A 23,489-nucleotide genomic window follows, 5' to 3' on the forward strand; every position below is an offset into this window, starting at 1 on the left:
ATGCAAATTCGCTTGGCAGATGCTGATGCGCTGGCTGCCGCCGTCCAGTTGCTGCAACAAGGCCGCTTGGTGGCTTTCCCGACCGAAACGGTCTACGGCTTAGGTGCCGATGCCGCCAACCCCGAGGCGGTGCGGCGCATTTTTGCCGCCAAAGGCAGGCCTGCCGACCATCCGTTGATTGTCCATATTGGCGATCTGAGCGGTTTGAATACGTGGGCGCAACACATTCCCGATGCCGCTTATCAACTTGCCGAACAATTTTGGCCGGGGCCTTTGGCGATCATTTTACCTAAACAAGCGCAGGTGCCGTTGGAGGTGACGGGCGGTCAACAGACGGTTGGCCTGCGGATGCCCAGCCATCCGGTGGCCTTGCAGTTGTTGCAGGCGTTCGGCGGCGGCATTGCCGCGCCGTCAGCCAACCGTTATTGCCGAATTAGCCCCACACTTGCAAGCCATGTCGCCGAAGAATTGGGCGATGCGGTGGATTTGATTTTAGACGGCGGGGCTTGCCAAGTGGGCGTGGAATCGACGATTGTCGATTTAAGTGGCGCACAACCCAACTTGCTGCGGCCTGGGCAAATCAGCCGCGCCGCCATTGAATCGGTCTTGGGGGAAAGCGTGCTTGTCGCTGCCGCCAGCCAAGTCCGCACGTCGGGCATGATGGACGTGCATTACGCGCCGGCGACGCGGGCGGTGTTGTGCGCAACTGACGACTTGGCAGACGCTTACCGGCAGTTGACCGCGCAAGGCAAAAAAGTCGGCCTGATGGTTTGGCAAGCGCAAACCTCGCCAGCCAACACACAAATTCTGATGCCGCTGGCGGCAGATGTTTATGCACAAGCGCTGTACGCTTCGCTAAGAAAGCTCGATAGTCTGCAATTGGATGTGATTTTGGTTGAACAACCGCCGGTCGATGAGGCTTGGCGCGCCGTTAACGATCGTCTGGGGAAAGCGACGGTTCGATTGTCTTAGTCGCTCCGTTTTTTGGAGTGAAAAACAGGTTTTTCACTCCGCATCGCTGGCAATTTTCCGCCATCAACCCATCCCTCCTTGAAAAAAATCCACCTCGCCCCCACATCGCCTGAAACCCAAACACTCTTTTTAGTTCAGGAAAAAACCATGACTGTTGAAGCACAAAAAGAAACCCTAGGCTTTCAAACCGAAGTAAAACATCTGCTGCATTTGATGATCCACTCCTTGTACAGCAACAAGGAGATTTTCTTGCGCGAGCTGATTTCCAACGCCTCTGACGCGTCTGACAAATTGCGCTTTTTGGCTTTGTCTAACGACAGCTTGTACGAAGGCAACAGCGATCTAAAAATCCGCTTGGAATTCAATAAAGAACAACGCACCATCAGCATTATCGACAACGGTATCGGCATGACCCGCGAAGAAGTGCAGGAACATATCGGCACGATTGCCAAATCCGGCACCAAACAATTTTTTGATGCCTTAACGGGCGACCAAGCCAAAGACAGCGAGCTGATCGGTCAGTTTGGTGTGGGTTTCTACTCAGCGTTTATCGTTGCCGATAAAGTCACGTTAATCACCCGCAAAGCCGGCGCAGACAGCAGCGAAGGCGTGCGTTGGGAATCGGCAGGCGAAGGCGATTACACCATTGAATCAGTGGATAAAGCCACACGCGGTACGGAAATCATCTTGCATTTGCGCGAAGGCGAAGACGAGTTTTTGGACGGTTACCGCATCCGTTCAGTAGTAAGAAAATTCTCTGACCATATCTCTTTGCCGATTGTGATGGACAAAGACGTCACGCCAGAAATGGATTTTGATGACGAAGATGAGGCGGTAGAAGGCGAAGAAAAAGCGGAAAAAGTCAAAGCTGAACCAGAAATTGTTGAAGAAACTATCAACAGCGCTTCGGCTTTGTGGACAAAATCTCGCCAAGAAATTTCTGATAGCGATTACAACGAATTCTACAAACACGTTTCGCACGACTACCAAGACCCGTTGGTGCATGTGCATAGCAAAGTGGAAGGTAGCAACGAGTACACCTTATTATTGTATGTACCTGCGCGTGCGCCGTTCGACATGTGGGATCGTGATAGCAAACACGGCGTAAAACTGTACATCAAAAAAGTCTTCATCACTGATGATGCCGAACAATTGATGCCGCGTTATTTGCGTTTCATCAAAGGTGTGATTGATGCCAACTCACTGCCACTGAACGTGTCGCGCGAAATCCTGCAACAAAGCAAACAAATCAGCAACATCAAATCCGGCGCAGTGAAAAAAGTGCTGGGCATGTTGGAAGGTTTGGCGCAAAACGAGCCAGAAAAATACGCGACTTTCTGGAAAGAATTCGGCAATGTCATCAAAGAAGGCCCGGTGGAAGACCACAGTAACAAAGACCGCGTTGCCAAATTGTTGCGCTTTAACTCTACGCATACCGATTCCGACAGCCAAGAAGTGAGCTTTGAGGCTTACGTGAGCCGTATGCAAGAAGGCCAAGAAAAAATCTATTACGTCACTGCTGACAGTTTTGCCGCTGCTAAAAACAGCCCGCACTTGGAAATCTTCCGCAAAAAAGGCATTGAAGTGTTGTTGCTGTCTGACCGCATCGACGAATGGCTGATTTCTTCATTAAGCGAATTCGACGGCAAACATTTGCAATCGGTCGCTAAAGGCGAGTTGGATTTAAGCGAATTGGGCGAAACCGAAGAAGATAAAAAAGCCCAAGAAGAAGTAACCCAAGATTTCGAAAGCGTGTTGAAGCAAATTAAAGACGTGTTGGCGGATAAAGTCAGTGAAGTGCGCTTAAGCCACCGTTTGACTGAATCGCCAGCGTGTTTGGTATCTGACGTGTACGGCATGAGCTTGAACATGGAACGCATCATGAAAGAAGCCGGACAGTCGATGAATTTCGGCAGAAAGCCAATTTTTGAGCTGAACCCAACCCACGCGTTGGTAGCAAAACTGAAAAACGAGCAAGACGATGCCCGTTTTGGTGATCTGACCCACATCCTGTTCGACCAAGCTATCTTGGCAGAAGGCGGGCATTTGGATGATCCTGCGGCGTTTGTCCACAAGTTGAACGGCTTGCTGCAAGGTTTGTTGCACTAAACGAAACGCTTGTTGATTTAGCGAAAAAGGCCGGATTTTCCGGCCTTTTTTGTTTGTAAAAAACCGTTTTTATCTGTTGTTATTATCGGCTTTTAGTGAGTCCAACAATTCGCGGGCTTTTTCGGTTTCTTCTGCCGAGCCATGTAGGATCACTACGAATTTGTCGGCGATCAGTGCCGTTTCGTATTTAATGACATCTTCTTCAGCGACGCCGGTGTTGTAGAGTGCCGCCCCCAGTGCCGACAAACCGCCAACGACAGCGGCACTTTCCAAGCCCGCCACCAACACAGTGACTATCGGGCCCGCAAGGGCAACCAAGCCGATGCCGGGTATAAAAAACACCGCCGGGCCAAACAGCATGCCCCAGAAACCACCCCAGAGCGCGCCCATACCGCTCCATGATTTGATGCGGTCACCGTGGGTATAAAAGCCGACTGGGTGTTCTTCGGTTTGGTAGCCTTTGCCGATAATCGACAGTTTTTGCATATCAAAACCCAGCTGGTTGAGCGCCTTAATGGCTTCTTCGGCTTCGGCGTGGGTGTCGTAAATGGAGATGATGCTGTTCTCGGTTGCAGTCGTCATTTTTGTATCCTTGTCGTCTTGGGTGGATGGTAACCGTTTTCGCGCAGCCCACCGTTTCGTACAGACAGGGTTTGCGCGGCGGTTGATGTTAGGCATATGCCTAGAGATGGATCAGCTGACAGTTATGCGACTATCAATTAGATACGGATGTTCAAGCCGATAGGAAATGTTTCACCCAACCCTTTTTAGGGTCAGGCCAAACGCAAGACAACAAAATAATTTTGTTATGATTTTAAGAAAAAACCGCCACAAACAAACACGGGTTATGGCCTCAATACTTTAAAACGCTTGGCTACGCCGTTGCAGAATCCATCAAAACGCGGGCTGACATATCCGTCTTTTTCCAATATGCCAGCCGCCAAACCGCTAACCCACACTCCGCAACACGACAGGGGTTCCCACTTCAGTAACACGCAAGCCATAGTCAATGCGAGGCACAACAACTTTTTCACCGTTAAATGCCTGCAAAGCCACCCTAGCCAGATTAACACCCGCCAGACACGCCATACCAAAACCACCCGATGAACGCGGATTGATTTCCAACAAGCGCGGTCCATTTTTGCCCTCTTTAAACTGAATGTTGAACAAACCATTCAAACGGTAATGCGCCGCCAAGCGTTCGACCATGCCTTGTATTTCAGGATTGTTGTCGATTTCTTGACCATGACCAGCAAGCGGAGATTTCTTGCGTTGCACAGCACAGAGCAGTTCGCCGTGCCGTCCGGCGCAATCGACACTCCATTCAGGGCCGGCAAGATGTTCCATGACCAAAAGTGTGCCAAAACAACGGGTATTGACCATGCCTTGGCGGAGTTCCGCCAGCGGAATTTGGTATTCCACGCCTTTAAGCAAATGGGTGATGCTGTCCCGTTCCGTATCAAGAATGCGGAAACCTAGGCCAAATACAGAAACAGCAGGCTTAATGCACAAACTGCCATGGCGTTTGGACAATTGCTGCACTGCCTGATTGAAATCACCCAGATTATTGACGGCGATAAACTCCATCGTTTGGGCAACTTCAGGTGGCAATGCTGCGTAAAACTCGGCTTTGTTATCCAGCAAGCTTAAGGTTTCAGCGTCGGCAACGGACATAACTTGTGTGCCTATGGCGTGGAAACGGTCATGATGCTGGCTGATAAGCGCAGCTTCTTTGCCAGGCCAGAACAAACCGATACGCTGGCTTTGGCAAAACTCTACGCACCAATCCAGATAAGCTTCGCCCGTTAAATGCGGCTCCAGATAGCTTTCATCAGCTGCAATAAAAGCGGCGGCGTTGCTGTGATTGTGGGTGCATATGATAGTCACTTCGCCTGACTTGGCGTTCAGGCGAAGATTGTTAAACACTGCACTAATAGTGGAAAACGTTTTGTTGAACCAAATTCTCATGCAGGCTTACAAATGCACAATAATTTGCGGCAACAGGTTTTCAATAGTACGGCCCGTGCCGTTTTCGCCGATGGCGTGCATTTTCCACTCGCCGTTGTGGCGGTAGACTTTCGCCATGATTTGCGCGGTGTGCGAGCCTTGTGAACTGAGCGTATAACGTGCCACTTCAGCTTTGCTGCTCACATCAAGGATACGGCAATAGGCGTTTTCAACCGAATCGAAGGTTTGTCCGGTAAAGGAATTGACGGTAAACACCAAAGATTTCACGTTAGCAGGCACTTTGTCGAGATCAACCAAGATTTGCTCATCGTCGCCATCGCCATCGCCCGTGCGGTTGTCGCCGGTGTGGGTGACGCTACCGTCTTTGCTTTTCAGATGGCCAAAATACACGGTATCGACCACTTTTTTGTTGTCGTCAAACATGACGCAAGAGGCGTCCAAATCTATCGAAGCACCGCCACTGCTGCCGCCAAACAAGCCACCCAGCATACCACCTTTTTTATCGCCGCTGGCTTTGGCATCCCAGCCCAAACCCATGACCACTTTGCTTAAGCTGCCGCCGGATTCTTTGACGAGCGAAATTTTTTGGCCTTTTTGTAAGTTGATGCCCATAAGTGCTTCCTAAGGATTGCCTGAGTGATTAAACGTTAACACCAAATGACTGCGCCAAAGGCCCTAAGCCACCGGCAAAGCCTTGACCAACAGCTTTAAATTTCCATTCTGCGCCAACGCGGTAAATTTCGCCGAAGATCATCGCTGTTTCGATGGAAGCATCTTCGCTTAAGTCGTAGCGAGCGATTTCTTGACCGCCTTCTTCGTTCACAATGCGGATGTAGGCATGGCTGACTTGACCGAAGTTTTGACGGCGCGTTTCGGCATCGTAGATGGTTACAGTGAAAACCACTTTGTCGAGATCAGCCGGTATTTTTGCCAATTCAACTTTAACCACTTCGTCATCGCCATCGCCAACACCGGTGGTGTTATCACCCAAATGCTGCACCGCACCATCGGCAACCACTTTGTTGTTAAAGAAGCAAAAATCGGCATCAGAGCGGACTTTTCCATCCAGTTTCACTAAAAAAGCGCTGGCATCAAGGTCGAATGCGGAGCCGTCAGTGGCGCGGGCATCCCAGCCTAAGCCGACGATAATTTTGTTTAAGCCAGGGGCTTCTTTGCTTAAGTTGACGTTGCCGCCTTTAACGAGTGATATTGCCATGTCGGTCTCCTTAATTATTTATAAATTTGATTTTTGGTTTATTTTTGACTGCTTGTGTGGCTAAAGCCATTGCTTAAACATTAATACCATATTGGCGCGCCAACGCACTTAAGCCACCCGCATACCCTTGACCGACGGCACGGAATTTCCATTCGCCACTGTGGCGGTAAATTTCGCCGAAGATCATAGCTGTTTCAATCGAGGCGTCTTCGCTTAAATCGTAGCGAGCCACTTCAACCTGACTATCTTTATTAACAACGCGCACATAAGCGCTGGCGACTTGCCCGAAGTTTTGCTTACGGACATCAGCGTCGTGGATAGTGACCGTAAAAGCAATTTTTTGGATGTCTGCCGGTACTCTATCTAATTGCACAATAATGGCTTCGTCGTCACCATCGCCCACGCCGGTGCGGTTGTCGCCGGTGTGTTCCACCGAACCGCAAGTGGAACGCATTTGGTTGTAGAAGATAAAATCACTATCTGACCGTACTTTACCGTCTTCTTTAACCATGAAAGCACTGGCATCCAAGTCAAAGTCGGCACCATCGGTGGCGCGCGTATCCCAACCTAAGCCAACGATAATGTTTTTTAAATTAGGGTCGGTTTTTGACAGGCTGATGTTGCCGCCTTTGTTTAGTGAAATACCCATAAATCAATCTCCGTCAGTAACGTTCTGCGCGAGCGGCCCGAACCTGCCCGTTAGTAAAAAATAGAGGAAGACAAGCATAATAATTAAGCATTTACCGATGGTAGGCCATGAATACCCAGCAACGGTTAAACCGGTATCATAACCGTTTAATCCTGATTTTGCCTAGTGATTGCCAAACAGCCACGCTATTCATTCTAGGTTGATGACAATCAACCCATCGGCAAGTTGCCTGAGCTTGTTTTTAATAATACGGGTATTTTCTGGTCCCATACGTAGCATTTGTTTATGCAAGGGATTAGCGGCCTCAAGATTGGGGTCGGCATAACGGTAATAGCCATTTTTTTTGATAACGGAGACGCGTCTTTCGATGACGGGTGCCGCCAAAATCTCTGCAGCTGCCTTATTGAATATCGCCTCCAATTTTGTCCCTTCTGGATAACCAAACTCAGCAAAGCCCTGTTGCAGCAAAGGCCGTACTTTTTTATATAGCTTCAAGGTGGCTTGAATATCCAGAGCATTAATGGCCGCCACCCAAGTATCGTAGCGGTGATAGCTTTCGCCCGCGATAAACGGGCCTTGTCCATCTTCCGCCACCGCAAAGGCTTGGTCGGGTTTTAGGAAGCGCACATGCTTGTCCGTACGCAAACCTTGTGAAGTGTCATTTGCGATAGTCAGGTAAGCCATTAACAATTGGTCTTTATCCAACCACTGCGCCAATCCGGGCGATAAGCCGAGCAAGGCTTGACGCAACCAAATATCGCTTTTTTCCAATACTGGCAATATCACATCCTCTTCCGGCGGGGTGATTTTTTCCAGCTGTTCGCCATCGCCGACGGGCAATGCTGTTGTCGCTGTTTCCCCTTCGGATTCTTCCGTTTGGGAAGCGGCTGGATTTTGCAAAAAAGACAACCAATTGCGCGCTTCAGGCGCTAGCTCGTAATGTTCAGAAAACTTAGCAAAATAGAAACCGCCTGCGGCGGATAACATCATCAATACCAGCACTGTCAGTATGTGGACACCCGAACGTTTACGTTCCCTTGGCGTTGTTTGCCGAACGGGTTGTTTGCTGCGGGATTGATCGTAACGCCCCATTTGTAAAGTCTCCGTTGATAATTTCAGGCCTACTGCCTGTTTGTTTGGTTTTTAACAAATCAAGCTTATATTACTTGATTATTAGCCATTTTAAGGCAATTTTGTCGGGTTTTTCATGGCATCAATCAAGCATTTGTATACATCAAGAAAAATAGGCCCATTAGGGGAAAATCTTCCTTTCGTTCTGTAGTAAGAAGATTACAATAATCTTAAATATTCAGGGGCGATCAATTGCCATCCTCACCACTTATTTAGCTTGCGCCAATCATGAAATCAATAGGGACAAAGTTTAATTTACTGACTATTTTTCTGATTATGCTTACCGCCTTATTAACCGGCGGCTTTGTATCTTGGCAACAATTTGTTGATGCTTCCAAGCATTTTGCCCAACAAGGCACACAAATTACCGCCATGCTGGCAAAATCTATCGAAAATGCTGTCCACACTGAAAACCTTGGCATGATAAACCATGCCATTCAAGACATAGACGACGGCAATCCTGATCTTGCTTACCTGAATATCTTTAACAAAAATGGACGCCTGCTAAGCCAGCACAATTACCAGTCGCTTGAATCCATACCCAAGCTATCCATGGCCGAAGCGGCTGCCAGCAGCCAGTCCAAAAAGTATAGCGATGAAAAAACCGGAAAAGTTTTTTCCGACTTTGCCAGCCCCATCTATTTTGCCGCTTCTGACCAGCAAACCCCGCAAGTCATTGGCTATATCCAACTGGGCATTAGCCAAGAGCGGCTTTATCAAGATGCCCAGCTATTCATGCTGAAAGCACTTTTGATTGCGCCCATCGTTATTTTATTAAGTTTTTTTCTGACCGTTTGGCAGTCACGGCGTATTACCCGACCTATCAAAAAACTGGTGCTGGCTACCCAAGTGATTGCCAAAGGCGATTTTGGGCGCGAGTTGAATATTGCCTCGGATGATGAAATTGGTGAACTTGCCATTGCCTTCAACACCATGTCCAAAGATTTGGCGCGTTACCAAACCGCCATGTCATCTTACTTGACCACCCTGGAAGAACTGGTCTCAGACCGCACCCGCGATTTGCAACAGCAAATGGACCAAGCCTATTTGTTTGCCGAAAAAGCCGAAGCAGCCAACCGCTCCAAAAGCGAATTTTTAGCCACCATGAGCCATGAAATCCGCACCCCCATGAATGGTGTGTTGGGCATGACCGAACTGTTACTCAACACCGAACTTAACCTGCACCAAAAACGCTTGGCACAAACCGCTTACCGCTCTGCAGAATCGTTATTGGGCATCATCAACAATATTTTGGACTTTTCCAAAATTGAAGCAGGCAAATTCCAGCTGTTGGTCAACGAGTTTGATTTGCGCCATTTATTGGAGGAAACCGCCGAGATGATGTCCACCCAAGCCCACCAAAAAGGGCTGGAACTCATTTTGGATTTACCGCACGAACTCAACTGCGTAGTGCGCGGCGATGCCGAACGGCTGCGTCAAGTCTTGGTCAACCTGCTTGGTAACGCCATCAAGTTTACCGAAAATGGCGAAGTGCAGTTGATTGTTACCAGCTTGAAGCCAAACGATTCCGACCAAAACCTAAACTTACGTTTTGAAATTATCGATTCGGGCATTGGCATTGCCGAAGCCGAACAAAACCTTATTTTTGAAAGCTTTACCCAAGCGGACGGTTCAACAACCCGCCGCTTTGGCGGCACAGGCTTAGGTTTGGCCATCTCCAAGCAACTGGTCGAAATGATGGGTGGTGACTTGCAATTGCAAAGCGAAGTGGGCAAAGGATCGCGCTTTTATTTCACGTTAACATTGAAACAAATTGCCCAAGCCAGCATTCCGAAAGCAGAAGTATCGGCCTTACAAGGCTTGTCGGTGCTGGTGGTGGACGACAACATCATCAATCAAGCCATCCTACGCGACCAGCTCACCCGCTGGGGCATCAACTGTTTATGTGCGACGAACGGTGCGCAAGCCCTTAAGCATTTGTCGCAAGCGGCACAGCAAAACAAACCGTTCAGCATTGCCTTAATTGACTGGCGTATGCCGGTGATGAGCGGCTATTCATTATTGAAAGCCATCCATTCCGACACGGCAATTCCAACCTTGTCCATTGCCATCCTAAGCTCCGACGCCATCGGCTTGTCGGACAACAATAACGAACAGCTCGGCATTAACTATTTCCTCAACAAACCGGTTACACAGCATAAGCTACTAAATTGCTTACTAGAGATGTTGGGCAAGCAGCGGGGCGATCTCGGCGCATTGGAACACAACAAAGGCAAACTGACCGGAAAAATCCTGCTTGCCGAAGACAATACCATCAACCAAGAAGTTGAAATGGGCATTCTGCGTGCATTAGGTTGCCAAAGCGAAGTGGTGGGTACAGGTAAAGATGCGGTAGCGGCAGTGATGGAACACCGCTTCGATGTGGTGTTAATGGATTGCCATATGCCGGAAATTGACGGCTTTGAAGCCGCAAAACTCATCCGTCAACATGAAGAAACCTTGCCCGTCCATTCCCGCGTACCCATTATTGCCCTGACCGCCGACGTGCAAAAAGGCATTGTCGAAAAATGCTTGTCGGCAGGCATGGACGGCTATCTCAGCAAACCCTTCAGCAGCCAGCAGTTACGCGATGTCTTGCAAAAATGGTTGCCAAGCAACCACCCCGAAACCAATGAAGCACCCCGACTTAACAACCTTTATGGGCAGTCAGCCGGCATCAGACTGAACCCTGGCGCCCTGGAAAACCTTCGCCAGCTCAGCACATCAACCGGCAGCAGCTTGCTCAACAAAGCCATCGAAATATTCTTAGGCAAAGCCGAAAAAGAAATTGCCGACATGCAAGAGGCATTTCTCATCCAGGATGCCTTGACGTTGGCACAAAAAGCCCACAGCTTTAAATCATCTTGCGCCAATCTGGGTGCGGATTTAATGGCCAATTATGCCGCCTCATTGGAAATATTGGGCTTTCAAGGTCAATTGCAGGGCGCAGAAACATTACTGAATTCCATGCAAGCGGACTTACCCAAATTGTTCGATGCCTTGCGTAAAGAAATTGACCCTGGCTTCACCACGCAAACCGCCTTGCCGCAAATCCACGGACGGGCAATCCGCGTACTATTGGTGGACGATGACACGGGCTTCCGCTTAATCACCGCTGAAGCTTTACGCGCATCGGCTTTCTTTGTTATCGAAGCGGAAAATGGCGCGCAAGCGATAGAGTTCGCCAAACAGCACACGCCCGACATTGTTTTGCTCGACGCGATAATGGAAGGCTTGGACGGCTTTGAAACCTGCCAATTGTTCAAAGCCGAAGAGGACATGCAAGATGTACCGGTCGTCATGTTGACGCGCTTAGGCGACACCCACTCTGTCAACTTGGCTTTTGAAGCGGGCGCAACCGACTTTATCATCAAGCCCATCACCTACCCTATTTTGGTCAACCGCCTGTATTTCATTCTCCGCTCCAGCCAAAACGCCGCCGAACTGCGCAACAGCCGCTTGCAATTGACCACGCTGGCAGCCCTGACCTCCGCGCAACGCATTGCCCGTTTAGGCTATTGGATTTGGTATACCGAGAAAAATGTCTTCCATATCTCCGTACATTTGGCGGAACTTTGCGGCATTAGCCTTGAGCAATTCGAAGACACGTTAGATGGCTACTTAAAATGTGTGGTGCCGGAAGACCTTGAAAAGGTCAAAGAGATCATTGAGGCGACCGTGAGCGGCAATCCACCCGAAGGCATCGAATACCGGCTGCAATCCGCTAACGGCGATATTCTGCCTGTCCACCAAGAAATTGAAGTCATCATCGATAAAAATGAAACTATCGTAACTGGCACGGTGCAAGATATTAGCCGCCAAAAAGAAGCGGAAACACAAATCCACCGTTTGGCTTATTACGATAATTTAACTGGCTTAGCCAGCCGCACCTACTACCATGAACGCATCGAAGGCATTATCAAAGCCGCTGAACGCCACTCAGACCAATTTGCCTTTTTGTTTTTGGATTTGGATGGTTTTAAAGAGGTGAATGATGTTTATGGGCATAATATTGGCGACGCCTTCCTAAGAGGTGTTGCCAACCGGCTGGCTTTTGTTGCGCGGGAAGTTGATTTTGTCGCCCGTTTAGGCGGTGATGAGTTTTGCATTCTCGTCACCAATATCCATAACGATACCGACGCCGCCGAAGTTGCCGACCGTTGCTTACGTAAAGTGTGCGAACCTTTGCCCATCAACGAAATCATGCTCAACCCCAATGTCAGCATCGGCATTGCCATTTATCCGCGCGACGGGGAAAGCGAAAGCGAACTTATCAAAGCCGCAGATATGGCGATGTACGCCGCCAAACAGGCAGGCAAACATTGCTATGTGTTTTATTCTTACGATATGGCCTATCAGGCCAGCCAACGCCGCGAGTCGAAACAGCGCTTACGCATGGCGATGAAGGAAGGCAAGTTCGTTATCCATTACCAACCGCAGCTTTCCATGTCTACCGGCAAACTGGTCGGGCTGGAAGCTTTGGTGCGCTGGCAACGCACGGAAGTGGAGATGGTCTTGCCGGGGCATTTTATTGGCCTGGCAGAACAACTTGGGCTGATTGTGGAATTAGGCAATTGGGCATTAAAAACCGTTTGTGAACAACTCGCCCAATGGCAAAAGCAAGGCATACCGCTAACAAGGGTCTCGGTTAATTTATCGCCTTCACATTTTCAAGATGCCCACCTCGTCAGCACCGTTAAAAAGCTACTCGCCGTCAACCATATCCCTGCACAATATTTAGGCTTGGAAGTGACGGAGTCGACCATGCAAACCAAAAGCAATATCGAAACCCTAAAACAACTGCGGGCATTAGGCGTATCCATCGCCATAGACGATTTTGGCACAGGCTTTTCCTGTTTGGCCTCGTTACAGAAACTACCGTTAGATTGCCTAAAAATCGATAAGGTCTTTATTGATGATGTTTTGCTCAACCCGCATTCATCTTTGCTATTGGAAACCATTATTGGCTTGGCAAGAAGCTTAGGCTACAGCATGATTGCAGAAGGTGTTGAATCGGTTGAACAAGCCTATGCGATTAAAACATTGGGCTGTGATGTGATGCAGGGCTTCTTCTTTAGCCCTGCCATTCCCAGCGAAAATGTACCTGGCTTACTGAAACAAGGCAGCATCGACTTTGCCAACCTGCCCTATCAGCCAGAAACCTTAGCGCTGTAAAAAATTTCTTAGCAAGTCATGACCGTGTTCGGTCAAGATAGATTCCGGGTGGAATTGCACACCTTCAATATCCAAGGTTTTATGGCGCACGCCCATAATTTCATCCAGATTCCCAGACACGTCTTGCGTCCAAGCCGTCACCTCCAAACAATCCGGCAAACTGGACTGCTCGATAACCAAAGAATGGTAGCGGGTTGCGGTAAACGGGTTGCCCAATCCGGCAAACACGCCGACATCGTTATGGTAAACCGCCGAGGTTTTGCCATGCATGATGCTTTTGGCATGGATAATATTGCCGCCAAACGCATAACCAATGCTTTGATGCCCTAAGCACACGCCCAACAACGGAATTTTTCCGGCAAATTTTAAAATACAGTCCACCGACACGCCGGCTTCTTTTGGTGTACAAGGGCCTGGTGAAATGACAATTTTATCAGGTGCTAAAGCGGCAATATCCTCAACGGACACTTGGTCATTCCGCACGACCGTGACATCCGCACCCAACTCGCCAAAATACTGCACCAAGTTGTAAGTGAACGAATCATAATTATCAACCATGACGACTTTAGTCATTTTGTTCTCCTGCCAATCCGGCTTCTGCCATTGCCACGGCGCGGAAAATCGCGCGTCCTTTGTTCATGGTTTCATCCCATTCGCTTCTGGGTACGGAATCGTAAACAATGCCCGCACCGGCTTGGATATGTAATACCCCGTCTTTGATGACGGCTGTCCTGATCGCAATCGCTGTGTCCAAATTGCCCGACCACGCGATATAACCCACTGCGCCGGAATAAATACCACGCTTGACGGGTTCCAACTCATTAATGATTTCCATGGCGCGGATTTTCGGCGCACCGCTAACCGTTCCCGCAGGAAAGGTTGCCGATAGGACATCAAACGCATTGTTACCTTTTTTTAGCGTGCCGGTCACGTTGGATACAATGTGCATCACATGTGAATAACGCTCGACAATCATTTTGTCGGTCAACTGTACCGAGCCGATTTCGGCGACGCGACCGGTGTCGTTGCGGCCTAAATCGATCAACATCAAATGCTCAGCAATTTCTTTCGGATCAGCCAGCAAATCTTGCTCTAAAGCCAAATCCTGTTCGGGTGTCAAGCCGCGCCGGCGCGTACCGGCGATGGGGCGAACGGTGACGGTATCGTCTTCCAAGCGCACCAAAATTTCTGGCGACGAACCAACAATATGGAAATCACCCAGATTCAGGAAGAACATGTACGGCGACGGATTTAAGCAACGTAAGGAACGGTATAGATTGAGCGGCTCGGCGGTAAACGGGATGCTCATCCGTTGCGACAACACCACTTGCATGATGTCGCCATCATTAATGTAGTCTTTGGCTTTCAGCACCGCCGCTTCGTAACCTTGTTGGGTAAAGCCAGAAATAAAATCTTCTTCCTTCACCTGTTTGGGCTGGCTGTGCTGACGCGCCTTAACCTGGACATCACGCAGCTTAACCGCCAAATCTTTCAGCCGGACTTGCGCACGGGCATAGGCATCGGCTTCTTCGGGATTGCCGTGGGTCAACAACAGCATTTTGCCGGACAGGTTATCGAAGACCAAAATTTCTTCGGAAACCATCAGCAAAATATCCGGTGCGCCAATGGCATCGGGTTTATTGTGTTTAGCGAGACGCGGCTCGATATAGGCAATGGTTTCATAACCAAAATAACCGACCAAACCACCATTAAAACGCGGCAGCTCGGCAATATCGGGGACTTTATAGCGCGCCTTAAAATTTTCTATCCAAACTAACGGATTATCATGACTGAGGCTTTCCAACACGTCGCCCGCACATTCAACGGAAATCTGTGTGCCGGTGATTTTCACCACGGTTTGGCAAGGCAGGCCGATGATCGAATAACGGCCCCATTGTTCCCCACCTTGCACGGATTCAAATAAATACGAATACGCGCCATCGGCCAATTTGAGATACGCGCTTAAGGGCGTGTCCAAATCCGCCAGCACTTCGCGGCAAACCGGGATACGGTTGTAGCCCTGCTGGGCATAGTGGAGGAATTGTTGTTCAGTCATGCTGCTTGTGGGGTATGTGAACGCGATGATGTTTTTGTTATTTTCCGAAAAACTGGCAGTGCTTTACTGACGCGGAGTGAAAAAACACGTTTTTCACTCCTGCGGATAGCAATGATACGGGCGATTAAACCGCTAATGCCAATTCTGCGCGCATTTCGTCAATGATTTGTTTGTAGTCTGGTTTGCCGAAAATGGCGGAACCCGCTACAAAAGTATCAGCACCCGCTGCTTTAATCGCGCGGATGTTGTCGGTTTTAACACCGCCGTCGATTTCCAAACGGATGTTAAAGCCGCTGTCGTCGATACGTTTTCTGACTTCGCGCAATTTGTCCAACGCCGAAGGGATAAACGATTGACCACCAAAACCTGGGTTGACCGACATCAATAAGATCATGTCCAATTTGTCCATGACGTAGTCCAAATGGTGCAAAGGTGTGCCTGGGTTAAAGACCAAACCGGCTTTACAACCGCAGTCTTTAATCAATTGCAAAGTACGGTCGATATGCACAGAACCTTCTGGATGGAAAGTGATGATGCTGGCACCGGCTTTGGCAAAGTCAGGAATAATGCGGTCAACGGGTTCAACCATCAAATGCACGTCGATAGGCGCAGTCACACCGTGTTTTCTCAACGCTTCACAGACCAATGGCCCAATGGTCAAGTTAGGTACAAAATGGTTGTCCATTACATCAAAGTGGACAACATCAGCACCCGCCGCCAAAACGTTATCAACTTCTTCGCCCAATTTGGCAAAATTGGCGGACAAAATGGAAGGGGCAATCCAGTTTTCGTTCATGGTCTAATCCTCGTAGTTAAATTTAGTTATTATATCTTCTTTTTGTTGGCTTTTTGCCTATCAATCATTCAATTTCACATCATACCGGAAAGCTAAAAAGATGAAACTGGTAACTTTTACCCAACACCAGCAAACCCGCATCGGCGCATTGGTCGGCGACCACGTTGTTGACGGCTTGGGCGACCCGCAACTACCGACAGACATGATCACCTTTCTTAACGCAGGCCAAGCCGCGTCAACCGCGTTACAAACCTTGATAGACAGCGGCAAATATCGATTGGCCCTAAGTGGCGTGCAATTGCACGCGCCCGTGCCAAGACCGGGCAAATATTTGGCGATCAGCCTCAACTACCCTGACCATATCGCCGAAACCGGCAAAGAACGCCCTGAATATCCGAGTTTTTTTACCAAACAAAGCACCTGCGTGATTGGGCATGGCGACGCTATCCACAAACCGCTGGTGTCTGATAAATTGGATTATGAAGGCGAATTGGCGTTTGTGATTGGTCAGCGTTGTCGGCACGTACCACTTGAAAAAGCCCATGAGGTGATTGCCGGTTTTACGATTGCCAATGACGTGTCGGTACGCGACTGGCAAATCCGCTCGCCCACCATGATGATCGGCAAATCGTTCGACACCTGCGGCCCCCTAGGCCCGTGGTTGGTGACCGCTGATGAAATCGGCGACCCGCATGATTTGGACATTAAAACGTGGGTCGATGACGAACTGCGGCAAAACTCCAACACCCAGCACATGCTGTTCAACTGCTATGAAATGGTTGCCTACTTATCGCAAGCGATGACCTTAGAACCTGGCGATGTGATTAGCACCGGCACACCCAGCGGCGTGGGTGTAAAAATGTCACCGCGCGGTTATTTGCGGGTAGGCCAGACAGTGCGGGTGGAGATTGCCAAAATTGGTGTGTTGTCAAACACGGTGATTAGCGAATCTGCCGCCTTTTAACGGCAAAACCGGAGATATGCCACAACGCCCAGTAGCATAACTTTAACGGTTCCTATCAAAGACTGGCAGAAGGCGTTGGTCAGAAAAGTGCTTACAACTCGCGTGTGGCGCTAAATTTAATATCGGGCCAACGTTCTTCGGTCAGTTGCAGGTTGACGCGGCTGGTTGCCAAATACACCAAATAACCGCCGCCGTCTTCCGCCAAATTCTCGAAAGCTTTCTTTTTAAACTCTTCCAATTTGGCAGGCTTGTCCGAACTGACCCAGCGCACGGTGGAAATGCCAATGGCATCGTAAACACATTCCACGTTGTACTCGCCTTTTAGGCGGAACGCGGTGACGTCAAACTGCAACACACCTACAGCGCCCAAAATCAGATCGTTGTTTTTCAATGGCCTAAACAACTGGGTCGCGCCTTCTTCAGTCAATTGCACCAAACCTTTTTGCAAGGCTTTGGCGCGCAGCGGGTCTTTTAACACCACGCGGCGGAACAATTCCGGCGCAAAATAAGGGATACCGCCGTACTTGAGGGTTTCACCCTGTGTGAAGGTATCGCCCACTTGGATAGTGCCGTGGTTGTGCAAGCCTATAATATCGCCGGGATAGGCTTCTTCGACGCTGTTGCGGGTATCGGCCTGAAAAGTGATGGCGTTGGCAACCACTACATTCTTGCCTAAACGGGCATGGTAGATTTTCATGCCTTTGTCGAACTTGCCGGAACAAACGCGCAAAAACGCCACGCGGTCGCGGTGCGCAGGATCCATATTGGCCTGCACTTTAAAGACAAAACCGCTGAACTTGTCTTCATCAGGCGACACTTGACGCTGTTCTGCTTGGCGTGGTGACGGCGACGGCGCGTATTCGGCAAACGCGTCGAGCAATTCCAAAATACCAAAGTTGTTGATGGCTGAACCGAAGAACACTGGCGTGAGCTTGCCCGCCAAGTAGTCTTTCAGGTCAAATTCATGGCTGGCACCTTTGACCAAGTCAATCTCATCACGCAATTCCTGCGCCTGATCGCCCAGCAATTCGTCCAGCTGTTGGCTATCCAATCCACGGATTATTGTAGCTTCGGCAATTTTGCCGCCGTGTTGCGCGCTGAACAAATGGATTTCGTCTTTATAAAGGTGATAAACACCTTTAAACCGTTTGCCCATGCCGATGGGCCAGGTCATCGGCGCACATTTGATTTTCAGCACGTCTTCCACTTCGTCCATCAACTCAATCGGCTCGCGGCCTTCGCGATCGAGCTTGTTGATGAAAGTCAAAATCGGCGTGTCGCGCAAACGACAGACTTCCATCAGGTTGATGGTACGCTCCTCAACGCCTTTCGCCACGTCGATCACCATCAAGGCCGAGTCAACCGCCGTCAAAGTGCGGTAAGTATCTTCGGAAAAGTCTTCGTGGCCTGGTGTGTCGAGCAGATTGATGATGCAGCCGTTGTGGTCAAACTGCATGACCGAAGTCGTCACCGAAATGCCGCGCTCCTTCTCCATTTCCATCCAGTCCGATGTCGCATGGCGCGCCGCTTTGCGGCCTTTGACCGACCCCGCCAGCTGGATAGCACCGCCAAACAGCAGCAGTTTTTCGGTGATGGTGGTTTTACCCGCATCAGGATGGGAGATGATGGCGAAGGTGCGGCGACGGCGGAGTTCGGTGATGAGTTCTGAAACAGGTTCTGACATGCGGATGGGCGGCTAAGCTAAAAACGAAAAATTATAACTGATTGGCTTAAGGTATGGGCTTGAAATCTATAAACCCACACGACCTTTTGCTATCCGCACCGTTTTATTTTGCCCTGCCAGCCAGCCAATCTTGCAGCTGCGCGGCAACCCAAGCGCCATCGTCCACAGTCAAATCATGCCCCGCCCACGGGTGTGTGCGCAGTTCCAATTGCCATTTTTTGGCGATGGCTTCCGAGCATTTGGGCGACACCAAATGGTCGCCTTGGGAATTTATCAGCAATATCGGCGTGTCCGGCCTTTCTGCTTGCGGGCGATAAGCCGAAGCCGCCCGTATTTGCCGGTAGGCCGTTTTTGCGCTGATTGGTCGTTGTTGGTGGATTTGCGCCCATTGTTGGGCAAGCGCCGCATCGCGTTCGCGGCTGTTGTTGACCAGCTGCAAGGTTTTCAATTCTTTTTGGAAAACATCCCGCTCGCGCAACACGCTGACAAGCTGCCCATAACCCTGCCAGCGCAAGCGTTGATAAAACGGGCTTAAGCCTGCAAAACTGGTGCTGATAAGGGCGGCAGCGGCGCAATCATCGGGATAGCGGCGCAGCCACTCCCAAGTGACCATTGCGCCGAGTGACAACGCTAAAATCGTCACCGGCTTCTCCAACAGTCCGCGCGCCAAGGCTTGTTGGCGGACAAATTCGCTGATGCCGCCGATGTTGTCGGGGCTGTCTTGCTGATAAAACTCACCTGTGCCGGGCAAAGCCACAGTGTTGATGGCGGCATCCGGGAAAGCCGCCTGCAAAACGCCGATAAAATCGCCCCAGTGCGCAGGTTCCCGCGCCAAACCGCGCAGCAATAGCCAGTTTTGACCAGCTGGTTTATTGTCCATACCATAACCCCATCGCTTGTTGTTGATGTTCGGCTTTCTCGTGCTGTTGCAAATTGGCCCAATCTTTAGGATACAGCAAGCTGCGGTGCAAAAAATCGAACAGCATAAAATGCCGACGGAACACGCGGTTTTGCCGATGCGGCAAGAGCGGATGAAACAGCCCGTAGCGCGAGAACAAATGGGTCGGATTTTTGCGCAACCAGAGCCATGATCCCATTTCCAAAGTCAGCGGCAGGAACACCCGGTCATTGCCGTGGCGTTGCACAAAATCATCCAGCAAATAATCCCACAAATCGCCATTGATGACATATTCCTGGCACATCGGCTCAATGCGGTAGACATGGTAACGGTAGCTACGGTCCAAGCGTTTCTTCAATGCCAGGGCTTCGGCAATATAAGCGCACGGTGTTTTGCGCGAGGCGTAGGGAAACCACAGGCGATCGCGGATACCAAAACCGGAATGCAAATCCAAGGCAATCGACAGCGGCGCATTAAAAACATGCGCTTCCACCACGCGGCATAAGGCTTGGGCTTCTTTTTCCATTTCCTGATGGTTGCCCCGATACCACGGCAAATGCGGGCTGATGCGCTGCCCGCTATAGAGTTTGGTCGCACCCACACCTTCAACCGGCGAGTTGCGCATCAAATCAACGCCGTTGCCGTTGCAGCGCGTTCCCATGTAGACGCCCACCGGATTCAGTATCGGCACAAACACCAGGCGTGATTTTTCTAGGCGGGCGGCAAACTCTTCATCCCAATCCAGCAATTGCGCCAAAGTTTGCAGATAAGCAATGATGACTTCCGAACCGATCTTTTCCAAGCCGTGTACGCCACCAATAAACAACAACACCGGCACATCCGGAGCATTTGAGCCCAGCGTGATGCAATGGATAGGAAAGGCACGGCCTTTGTGGTGGACGTGTTCAATAATCTCAGTCTGTGCGTGATGGCCGAATTGTTCGATAACCGCTTCGAGCTGCTCCAGCTCTTTAAATCGCAGGCTCTTCATAGATAAGCCTTAAATGACGGGCGCTGAGTAACCAATAACAAGATATTCTTTATAGTCATGTGAAAAATTTAGCTCTTAATCGAAAGTCGGGATAATGGACATAATCCGATGATCTGTCTCTGCACCTACTTATCTCTCCCCACAAAATCCTTTGGGAGGCAAGATTTAGGCTTCGCGTGATAAAACGGCTAGAATGCGCGGTCGCTATCATTTTTAACCACCCACCATGAATCCCTCCGAATTCCAACACCAGTTGCTGGCTTGGTTTGACCAGCACGGCAGAAAAACCCTGCCCTGGCAAAACCCCATTACGCCTTACCGGGTATGGCTGTCAGAAACCATGCTGCAGCAAACGCAAGTGACCACTGTTATCCCTTACTTCAACGCTTTTGTCGAACGCTTCCCCGATCTGGCTAGCCTTGCGCAAGCATCAACCGACGAAGTTTTGCAATTTTGGGCGGGGCTTGGCTATTACGCGCGGGCGCGCAATCTCCACAAAGCGGCACAGATCATGGCAGCCCAAGGTGGTTTTCCTGATTCCATAGCAGGCTTGACGGCCTTACCGGGCATTGGCCTGTCCACAGCGGGAGCGATCTTAAGTATTGCCTTCAACAACAGCCAGCCTATCTTAGACGGCAACGTCAAACGCGTCCTCAGCCGCTATCAAGCCATTTCCGGCTGGCCTGGCAGCAGCCAAACCAGCAAACAGCTATGGGCGCTTAGCAGCCAACTAACGCCTATTGAGCGCGTCGCCGACTACACGCAGGCCATTATGGATTTGGGCGCAACGGTTTGTACGCGCAGCAAGCCCAAATGCCCAAGTTGCCCGCTGCAAAACAGCTGCCAAGCACTGCTTTTAGGGAATGTCCAAGCCTACCCGTCCCCCAAACCCGCCAAAAGCCAGCCAGTTAAACAGCTTATCTTTTTAATGTTACGCAATTCTTTCAATGAGGTTTTGTTGGAAAAAAGGCCGCCCGTCGGCATTTGGGGCAGCTTGTGGAGCTTGCCGGAATTTGAAGACACCGAAGCGGCATTGGCTTGGTGCCATAGCCAGCAAATCCGCATTGGAAAACACCGGCTTTTAGCGACCAAACGGCACACGTTTTCGCACTTCCACCTAGACTTTACGCCGCTGTTGGTTGAGATAGAAAACCTTACTGACAATGTGATGGAAGCCAAACAGACGCTCTGGTATAACATCGGCCTTGGCAACGGCGTGGCTTTGGCTGCGCCCATCACGCAATTATTACAACAACTGCATAACGAGGAAGACAATGACTAGAATAGTGAATTGCGTCAAATTAGGCGTAGCCACAGAAGGCTTGGATGAACCGCCGTTTCCTGGCGACAAAGGCATGGAGATTTTCGAAAACGTTTCCAAACAAGCGTGGAAAGATTGGTTGGGCAAACAAACCATGCTAATTAACGAATATAAATTAGCCAGTTTTGACCCTAAAGCACGGTCTTTTTTAGCGGATGAACGCCGTAAGTTTTTGTTTGAAGGTAATAATGAAATGCCGGAAGGCTATGTGCCGCCGAAAGACTGAATGTATTTCGCATAGGCTGTCGGAGTGAAAAACAGCTTTTCACTCCTTACTTACAGTGGAAAAAAAGCTATTCCTGTTTGACAAAAATCAGTTGGTCGGTGGCGAAACCTTGCTGTTTGGCTTGTGCCAGCAACCCGTCCAACGTGGCTTTTGGCAGGGTTTTGATTCTCGACAATATCCAAAAATACGACTTGTCAGGGCCTGTGACCATTGAGTAGCTGTAATTTTGCTTGTCCAAAGCGATGATATGGTAACCGCCATAAAACGGCCCAAAAAACGACACTTTCAAACTGCCTTTATCGCTTGCCCCCACAAAACTGGCTAGACCTTCGGCTTTTTTCCACTCGCCCGATTCAGGCGTCCAGCCTTGGTTCAGCACATCAATATCGCCATCATCACGCAATGTATAAGTTGCCGATATTTTCTCAAGACCGCGCTCAAAGCGATGATCCAAGCGGGCAATTTCATACCATGTGCCGGTATAACGTTTGGCATCGAAGCCATCCACCACACTAACGCCTTCAGGCACCTCAGTGGAACAGGAAGACACAAAGGCCAAAAATAATGCGCCCAGTACTTTTTTAATGGACGGCTTAGCCATTGAAGAACGTAGCTTATTCATGGACATTATCGGAATGGTTTTTAAATTCGACGGGTTTGCCAAGCGTTGCCATCACACCAAACAACATGTGCGAAACCCCTGTGTACAAGAAAAACAAATAAAAATTGCTGTCGATGGCAATGGTGTTGATTTCACCGTAAAACTCTATCGAACCAATCATTAAAATCAGGAAAAAGCCCACGGCAATCATTAATTGGTGGCTTTTGGTGAACAGGCTATAACCGACAATCACTGCTTCGGTGACTGCCAAATAAACCATCATCATTTGCAGGTTGTTATCAAGCGCGCCGTATAAGTCGGAATTGAATTCGAAGATTGAAAAGTCGCTGCTGACCGACAGCAAGCTTCCGCCAACCAACACGATCACGGCAGTATAAAAATTAGCCAACACCAGAAATTTAATACCAAGCAGACTTTTTGCAGTAAATTCTTTCATAAAAACAGCTCTAAGTTTTATATCTAGGTAAAAAAAAATCCCTCCCCTAGTAAAGCGTGAGAGGGACTTATAGAGGAGGACGGTGCTTTCTTAATCCGTCCGTGTGACTAAGAAACTCATACAACACTAGAGAGAGTCTGAAACCATTTGAAAAATACGCTCAAGTGGCTTGTCGATTAACTTACCCGCAGCACCCCACCCTGTCAATATATACATGAACAAAACTTGTACAAATATTGAAAATTCTTTTTTAGTAACGTCATCATTCACCATGA

The 23,489-nt window shown here is 49.4% G+C and carries 20 protein-coding genes; 6 read left to right on the top strand and 14 right to left on the bottom strand.

What is annotated here, in order from left to right; genetic code table 11:
* Both ACYQ1O_RS02085 and htpG read left to right on the top strand, forming a co-directional pair.
* Positions 1-972, top strand: coding sequence for an L-threonylcarbamoyladenylate synthase (locus ACYQ1O_RS02085; protein ID WP_459989948.1), 972 nt, complete (start codon positions 1-3; stop codon positions 970-972).
* Positions 973-1,119: 147 nt separating this feature from the next.
* Positions 1,120-3,081, top strand: a complete 1,962-nt coding sequence (htpG, locus tag ACYQ1O_RS02090; protein ID WP_459989949.1) for a molecular chaperone HtpG — start codon at positions 1,120-1,122, stop codon at positions 3,079-3,081.
* Positions 3,082-3,150: 69 nt separating this feature from the next.
* On the opposite strand, the gene ACYQ1O_RS02095 is transcribed toward htpG, so the two are convergent.
* From ACYQ1O_RS02095 to ACYQ1O_RS02120, 6 genes are all read right to left on the bottom strand, one after another.
* A complete protein-coding gene (locus ACYQ1O_RS02095) occupies positions 3,151-3,663 on the bottom strand; it encodes a general stress protein (RefSeq protein ID WP_459989950.1) in 513 nt (170 codons plus the stop codon).
* 366 nt (positions 3,664-4,029) lie between these two features.
* Entirely contained in the window at positions 4,030-5,049 is a 1,020-nt protein-coding gene (locus ACYQ1O_RS02100; RefSeq protein WP_459989951.1) for an ATP-grasp domain-containing protein, read from the bottom strand.
* 6 nt (positions 5,050-5,055) lie between these two features.
* Positions 5,056-5,661, bottom strand: coding sequence for a TerD family protein (locus ACYQ1O_RS02105; RefSeq protein WP_459989952.1), 606 nt, complete (start codon positions 5,659-5,661; stop codon positions 5,056-5,058).
* Positions 5,662-5,689: 28 nt separating this feature from the next.
* A complete protein-coding gene (locus ACYQ1O_RS02110) occupies positions 5,690-6,265 on the bottom strand; it encodes a TerD family protein (RefSeq protein WP_459989953.1) in 576 nt (191 codons plus the stop codon).
* Between the two features lie 73 nt (positions 6,266-6,338).
* Positions 6,339-6,914 carry a TerD family protein gene (locus tag ACYQ1O_RS02115; RefSeq protein WP_459989954.1) on the bottom strand — a complete coding sequence of 192 codons (576 nt, stop codon included), beginning with the start codon at positions 6,912-6,914 and terminating at the stop codon, positions 6,339-6,341.
* 189 nt (positions 6,915-7,103) lie between these two features.
* Positions 7,104-8,006 carry a DUF3014 domain-containing protein gene (locus ACYQ1O_RS02120; RefSeq protein ID WP_459989955.1) on the bottom strand — a complete coding sequence of 301 codons (903 nt, stop codon included), beginning with the start codon at positions 8,004-8,006 and terminating at the stop codon, positions 7,104-7,106.
* A gap of 267 nt (positions 8,007-8,273) precedes the next feature.
* On the opposite strand from ACYQ1O_RS02120, the gene ACYQ1O_RS02125 reads away from it, so the two are divergent.
* Positions 8,274-13,220 (top strand): EAL domain-containing protein, encoded by a 4,947-nt coding sequence (locus ACYQ1O_RS02125; protein WP_459989956.1) that lies wholly within the window; start codon positions 8,274-8,276, stop codon positions 13,218-13,220.
* On the opposite strand, the gene ACYQ1O_RS02130 is transcribed toward ACYQ1O_RS02125, so the two are convergent.
* The 3 genes from ACYQ1O_RS02130 to rpe form a co-directional block, all read right to left on the bottom strand.
* Complete coding sequence (locus tag ACYQ1O_RS02130) at positions 13,209-13,793, bottom strand: anthranilate synthase component II (RefSeq protein WP_459989957.1); 585 nt, start codon at positions 13,791-13,793, stop codon at positions 13,209-13,211. The two genes, ACYQ1O_RS02125 and ACYQ1O_RS02130, sit on opposite strands and share 12 nt — an antisense overlap.
* Positions 13,786-15,276: an anthranilate synthase component I gene (trpE, locus tag ACYQ1O_RS02135; protein ID WP_459989958.1), complete on the bottom strand. Its 1,491-nt coding sequence runs from the start codon at positions 15,274-15,276 to the stop codon at positions 13,786-13,788. Before trpE ends, ACYQ1O_RS02130 begins: the two co-directional genes overlap by 8 nt.
* A gap of 124 nt (positions 15,277-15,400) precedes the next feature.
* Positions 15,401-16,072, bottom strand: a complete 672-nt coding sequence (gene rpe, locus ACYQ1O_RS02140) for a ribulose-phosphate 3-epimerase (RefSeq protein ID WP_459989959.1) — start codon at positions 16,070-16,072, stop codon at positions 15,401-15,403.
* 100 nt (positions 16,073-16,172) lie between these two features.
* On the opposite strand from rpe, the gene ACYQ1O_RS02145 reads away from it, so the two are divergent.
* Positions 16,173-17,036 (top strand): fumarylacetoacetate hydrolase family protein, encoded by an 864-nt coding sequence (locus ACYQ1O_RS02145; protein WP_459989960.1) that lies wholly within the window; start codon positions 16,173-16,175, stop codon positions 17,034-17,036.
* Positions 17,037-17,127: 91 nt separating this feature from the next.
* Here the strand turns inward: ACYQ1O_RS02145 and ACYQ1O_RS02150 are convergent, their stop codons facing one another.
* The 3 genes from ACYQ1O_RS02150 to ACYQ1O_RS02160 all read right to left on the bottom strand — a co-directional run bounded on the left by ACYQ1O_RS02150 (position 17,128) and on the right by ACYQ1O_RS02160 (position 20,609).
* A complete protein-coding gene (locus tag ACYQ1O_RS02150) occupies positions 17,128-18,720 on the bottom strand; it encodes a peptide chain release factor 3 (RefSeq protein WP_459989962.1) in 1,593 nt (530 codons plus the stop codon).
* Positions 18,721-18,823: 103 nt separating this feature from the next.
* The gene (locus tag ACYQ1O_RS02155) at positions 18,824-19,600 is read right to left on the bottom strand and encodes an alpha/beta fold hydrolase (protein WP_459989964.1); all 777 of its coding nucleotides are present in this window, start codon (positions 19,598-19,600) and stop codon (positions 18,824-18,826) included.
* A complete protein-coding gene (locus tag ACYQ1O_RS02160; RefSeq protein WP_459989966.1) occupies positions 19,590-20,609 on the bottom strand; it encodes a M14 family zinc carboxypeptidase in 1,020 nt (339 codons plus the stop codon). The genes ACYQ1O_RS02155 and ACYQ1O_RS02160 overlap by 11 nt, the downstream gene beginning before the upstream one ends.
* 226 nt (positions 20,610-20,835) lie before the next feature.
* On the opposite strand from ACYQ1O_RS02160, the gene mutY reads away from it, so the two are divergent.
* Both mutY and ACYQ1O_RS02170 read left to right on the top strand, forming a co-directional pair.
* On the top strand, positions 20,836-21,891 hold the full coding sequence (mutY, locus tag ACYQ1O_RS02165; RefSeq protein WP_459989967.1) for an A/G-specific adenine glycosylase: 1,056 nt from the start codon (positions 20,836-20,838) through the stop codon (positions 21,889-21,891).
* On the top strand, positions 21,884-22,156 hold the full coding sequence (locus tag ACYQ1O_RS02170; RefSeq protein ID WP_459989970.1) for an oxidative damage protection protein: 273 nt from the start codon (positions 21,884-21,886) through the stop codon (positions 22,154-22,156). Before mutY ends, ACYQ1O_RS02170 begins: the two co-directional genes overlap by 8 nt.
* A 67-nt stretch (positions 22,157-22,223) precedes the next feature.
* Here the strand turns inward: ACYQ1O_RS02170 and ACYQ1O_RS02175 are convergent, their stop codons facing one another.
* Both ACYQ1O_RS02175 and ACYQ1O_RS02180 read right to left on the bottom strand, forming a co-directional pair.
* Entirely contained in the window at positions 22,224-22,778 is a 555-nt protein-coding gene (locus tag ACYQ1O_RS02175) for a lipocalin family protein (RefSeq protein WP_459989972.1), read from the bottom strand.
* The gene (locus ACYQ1O_RS02180; protein WP_459989974.1) at positions 22,771-23,214 is read right to left on the bottom strand and encodes a hypothetical protein; all 444 of its coding nucleotides are present in this window, start codon (positions 23,212-23,214) and stop codon (positions 22,771-22,773) included. Before ACYQ1O_RS02180 ends, ACYQ1O_RS02175 begins: the two co-directional genes overlap by 8 nt.
* Positions 23,215-23,489: the final 275 nt, after the last annotated feature.

This window comes from Methylosoma difficile, assembly GCF_054657615.1.

What these genes read in the sequence shown, in the direction of transcription:
- ACYQ1O_RS02085 (WP_459989948.1), top strand. Translation starts at nt 1, where the DNA reads ATGCAAATTCGCTTGGCAGATGCTGATGCGCTGGCTGCCGCCGTCCAG.
- htpG (WP_459989949.1), top strand. Translation starts at nt 1,120, where the DNA reads ATGACTGTTGAAGCACAAAAAGAAACCCTAGGCTTTCAAACCGAAGTA.
- ACYQ1O_RS02095 (WP_459989950.1), bottom strand. Translation starts at nt 3,663, where the DNA reads ATGACGACTGCAACCGAGAACAGCATCATCTCCATTTACGACACCCAC.
- ACYQ1O_RS02100 (WP_459989951.1), bottom strand. Translation starts at nt 5,049, where the DNA reads ATGAGAATTTGGTTCAACAAAACGTTTTCCACTATTAGTGCAGTGTTT.
- ACYQ1O_RS02105 (WP_459989952.1), bottom strand. Translation starts at nt 5,661, where the DNA reads ATGGGCATCAACTTACAAAAAGGCCAAAAAATTTCGCTCGTCAAAGAA.
- ACYQ1O_RS02110 (WP_459989953.1), bottom strand. Translation starts at nt 6,265, where the DNA reads ATGGCAATATCACTCGTTAAAGGCGGCAACGTCAACTTAAGCAAAGAA.
- ACYQ1O_RS02115 (WP_459989954.1), bottom strand. Translation starts at nt 6,914, where the DNA reads ATGGGTATTTCACTAAACAAAGGCGGCAACATCAGCCTGTCAAAAACC.
- ACYQ1O_RS02120 (WP_459989955.1), bottom strand. Translation starts at nt 8,006, where the DNA reads ATGGGGCGTTACGATCAATCCCGCAGCAAACAACCCGTTCGGCAAACA.
- ACYQ1O_RS02125 (WP_459989956.1), top strand. Translation starts at nt 8,274, where the DNA reads ATGAAATCAATAGGGACAAAGTTTAATTTACTGACTATTTTTCTGATT.
- ACYQ1O_RS02130 (WP_459989957.1), bottom strand. Translation starts at nt 13,793, where the DNA reads ATGACTAAAGTCGTCATGGTTGATAATTATGATTCGTTCACTTACAAC.
- trpE (WP_459989958.1), bottom strand. Translation starts at nt 15,276, where the DNA reads ATGACTGAACAACAATTCCTCCACTATGCCCAGCAGGGCTACAACCGT.
- rpe (WP_459989959.1), bottom strand. Translation starts at nt 16,072, where the DNA reads ATGAACGAAAACTGGATTGCCCCTTCCATTTTGTCCGCCAATTTTGCC.
- ACYQ1O_RS02145 (WP_459989960.1), top strand. Translation starts at nt 16,173, where the DNA reads ATGAAACTGGTAACTTTTACCCAACACCAGCAAACCCGCATCGGCGCA.
- ACYQ1O_RS02150 (WP_459989962.1), bottom strand. Translation starts at nt 18,720, where the DNA reads ATGTCAGAACCTGTTTCAGAACTCATCACCGAACTCCGCCGTCGCCGC.
- ACYQ1O_RS02155 (WP_459989964.1), bottom strand. Translation starts at nt 19,600, where the DNA reads ATGGACAATAAACCAGCTGGTCAAAACTGGCTATTGCTGCGCGGTTTG.
- ACYQ1O_RS02160 (WP_459989966.1), bottom strand. Translation starts at nt 20,609, where the DNA reads ATGAAGAGCCTGCGATTTAAAGAGCTGGAGCAGCTCGAAGCGGTTATC.
- mutY (WP_459989967.1), top strand. Translation starts at nt 20,836, where the DNA reads ATGAATCCCTCCGAATTCCAACACCAGTTGCTGGCTTGGTTTGACCAG.
- ACYQ1O_RS02170 (WP_459989970.1), top strand. Translation starts at nt 21,884, where the DNA reads ATGACTAGAATAGTGAATTGCGTCAAATTAGGCGTAGCCACAGAAGGC.
- ACYQ1O_RS02175 (WP_459989972.1), bottom strand. Translation starts at nt 22,778, where the DNA reads ATGAATAAGCTACGTTCTTCAATGGCTAAGCCGTCCATTAAAAAAGTA.
- ACYQ1O_RS02180 (WP_459989974.1), bottom strand. Translation starts at nt 23,214, where the DNA reads ATGAAAGAATTTACTGCAAAAAGTCTGCTTGGTATTAAATTTCTGGTG.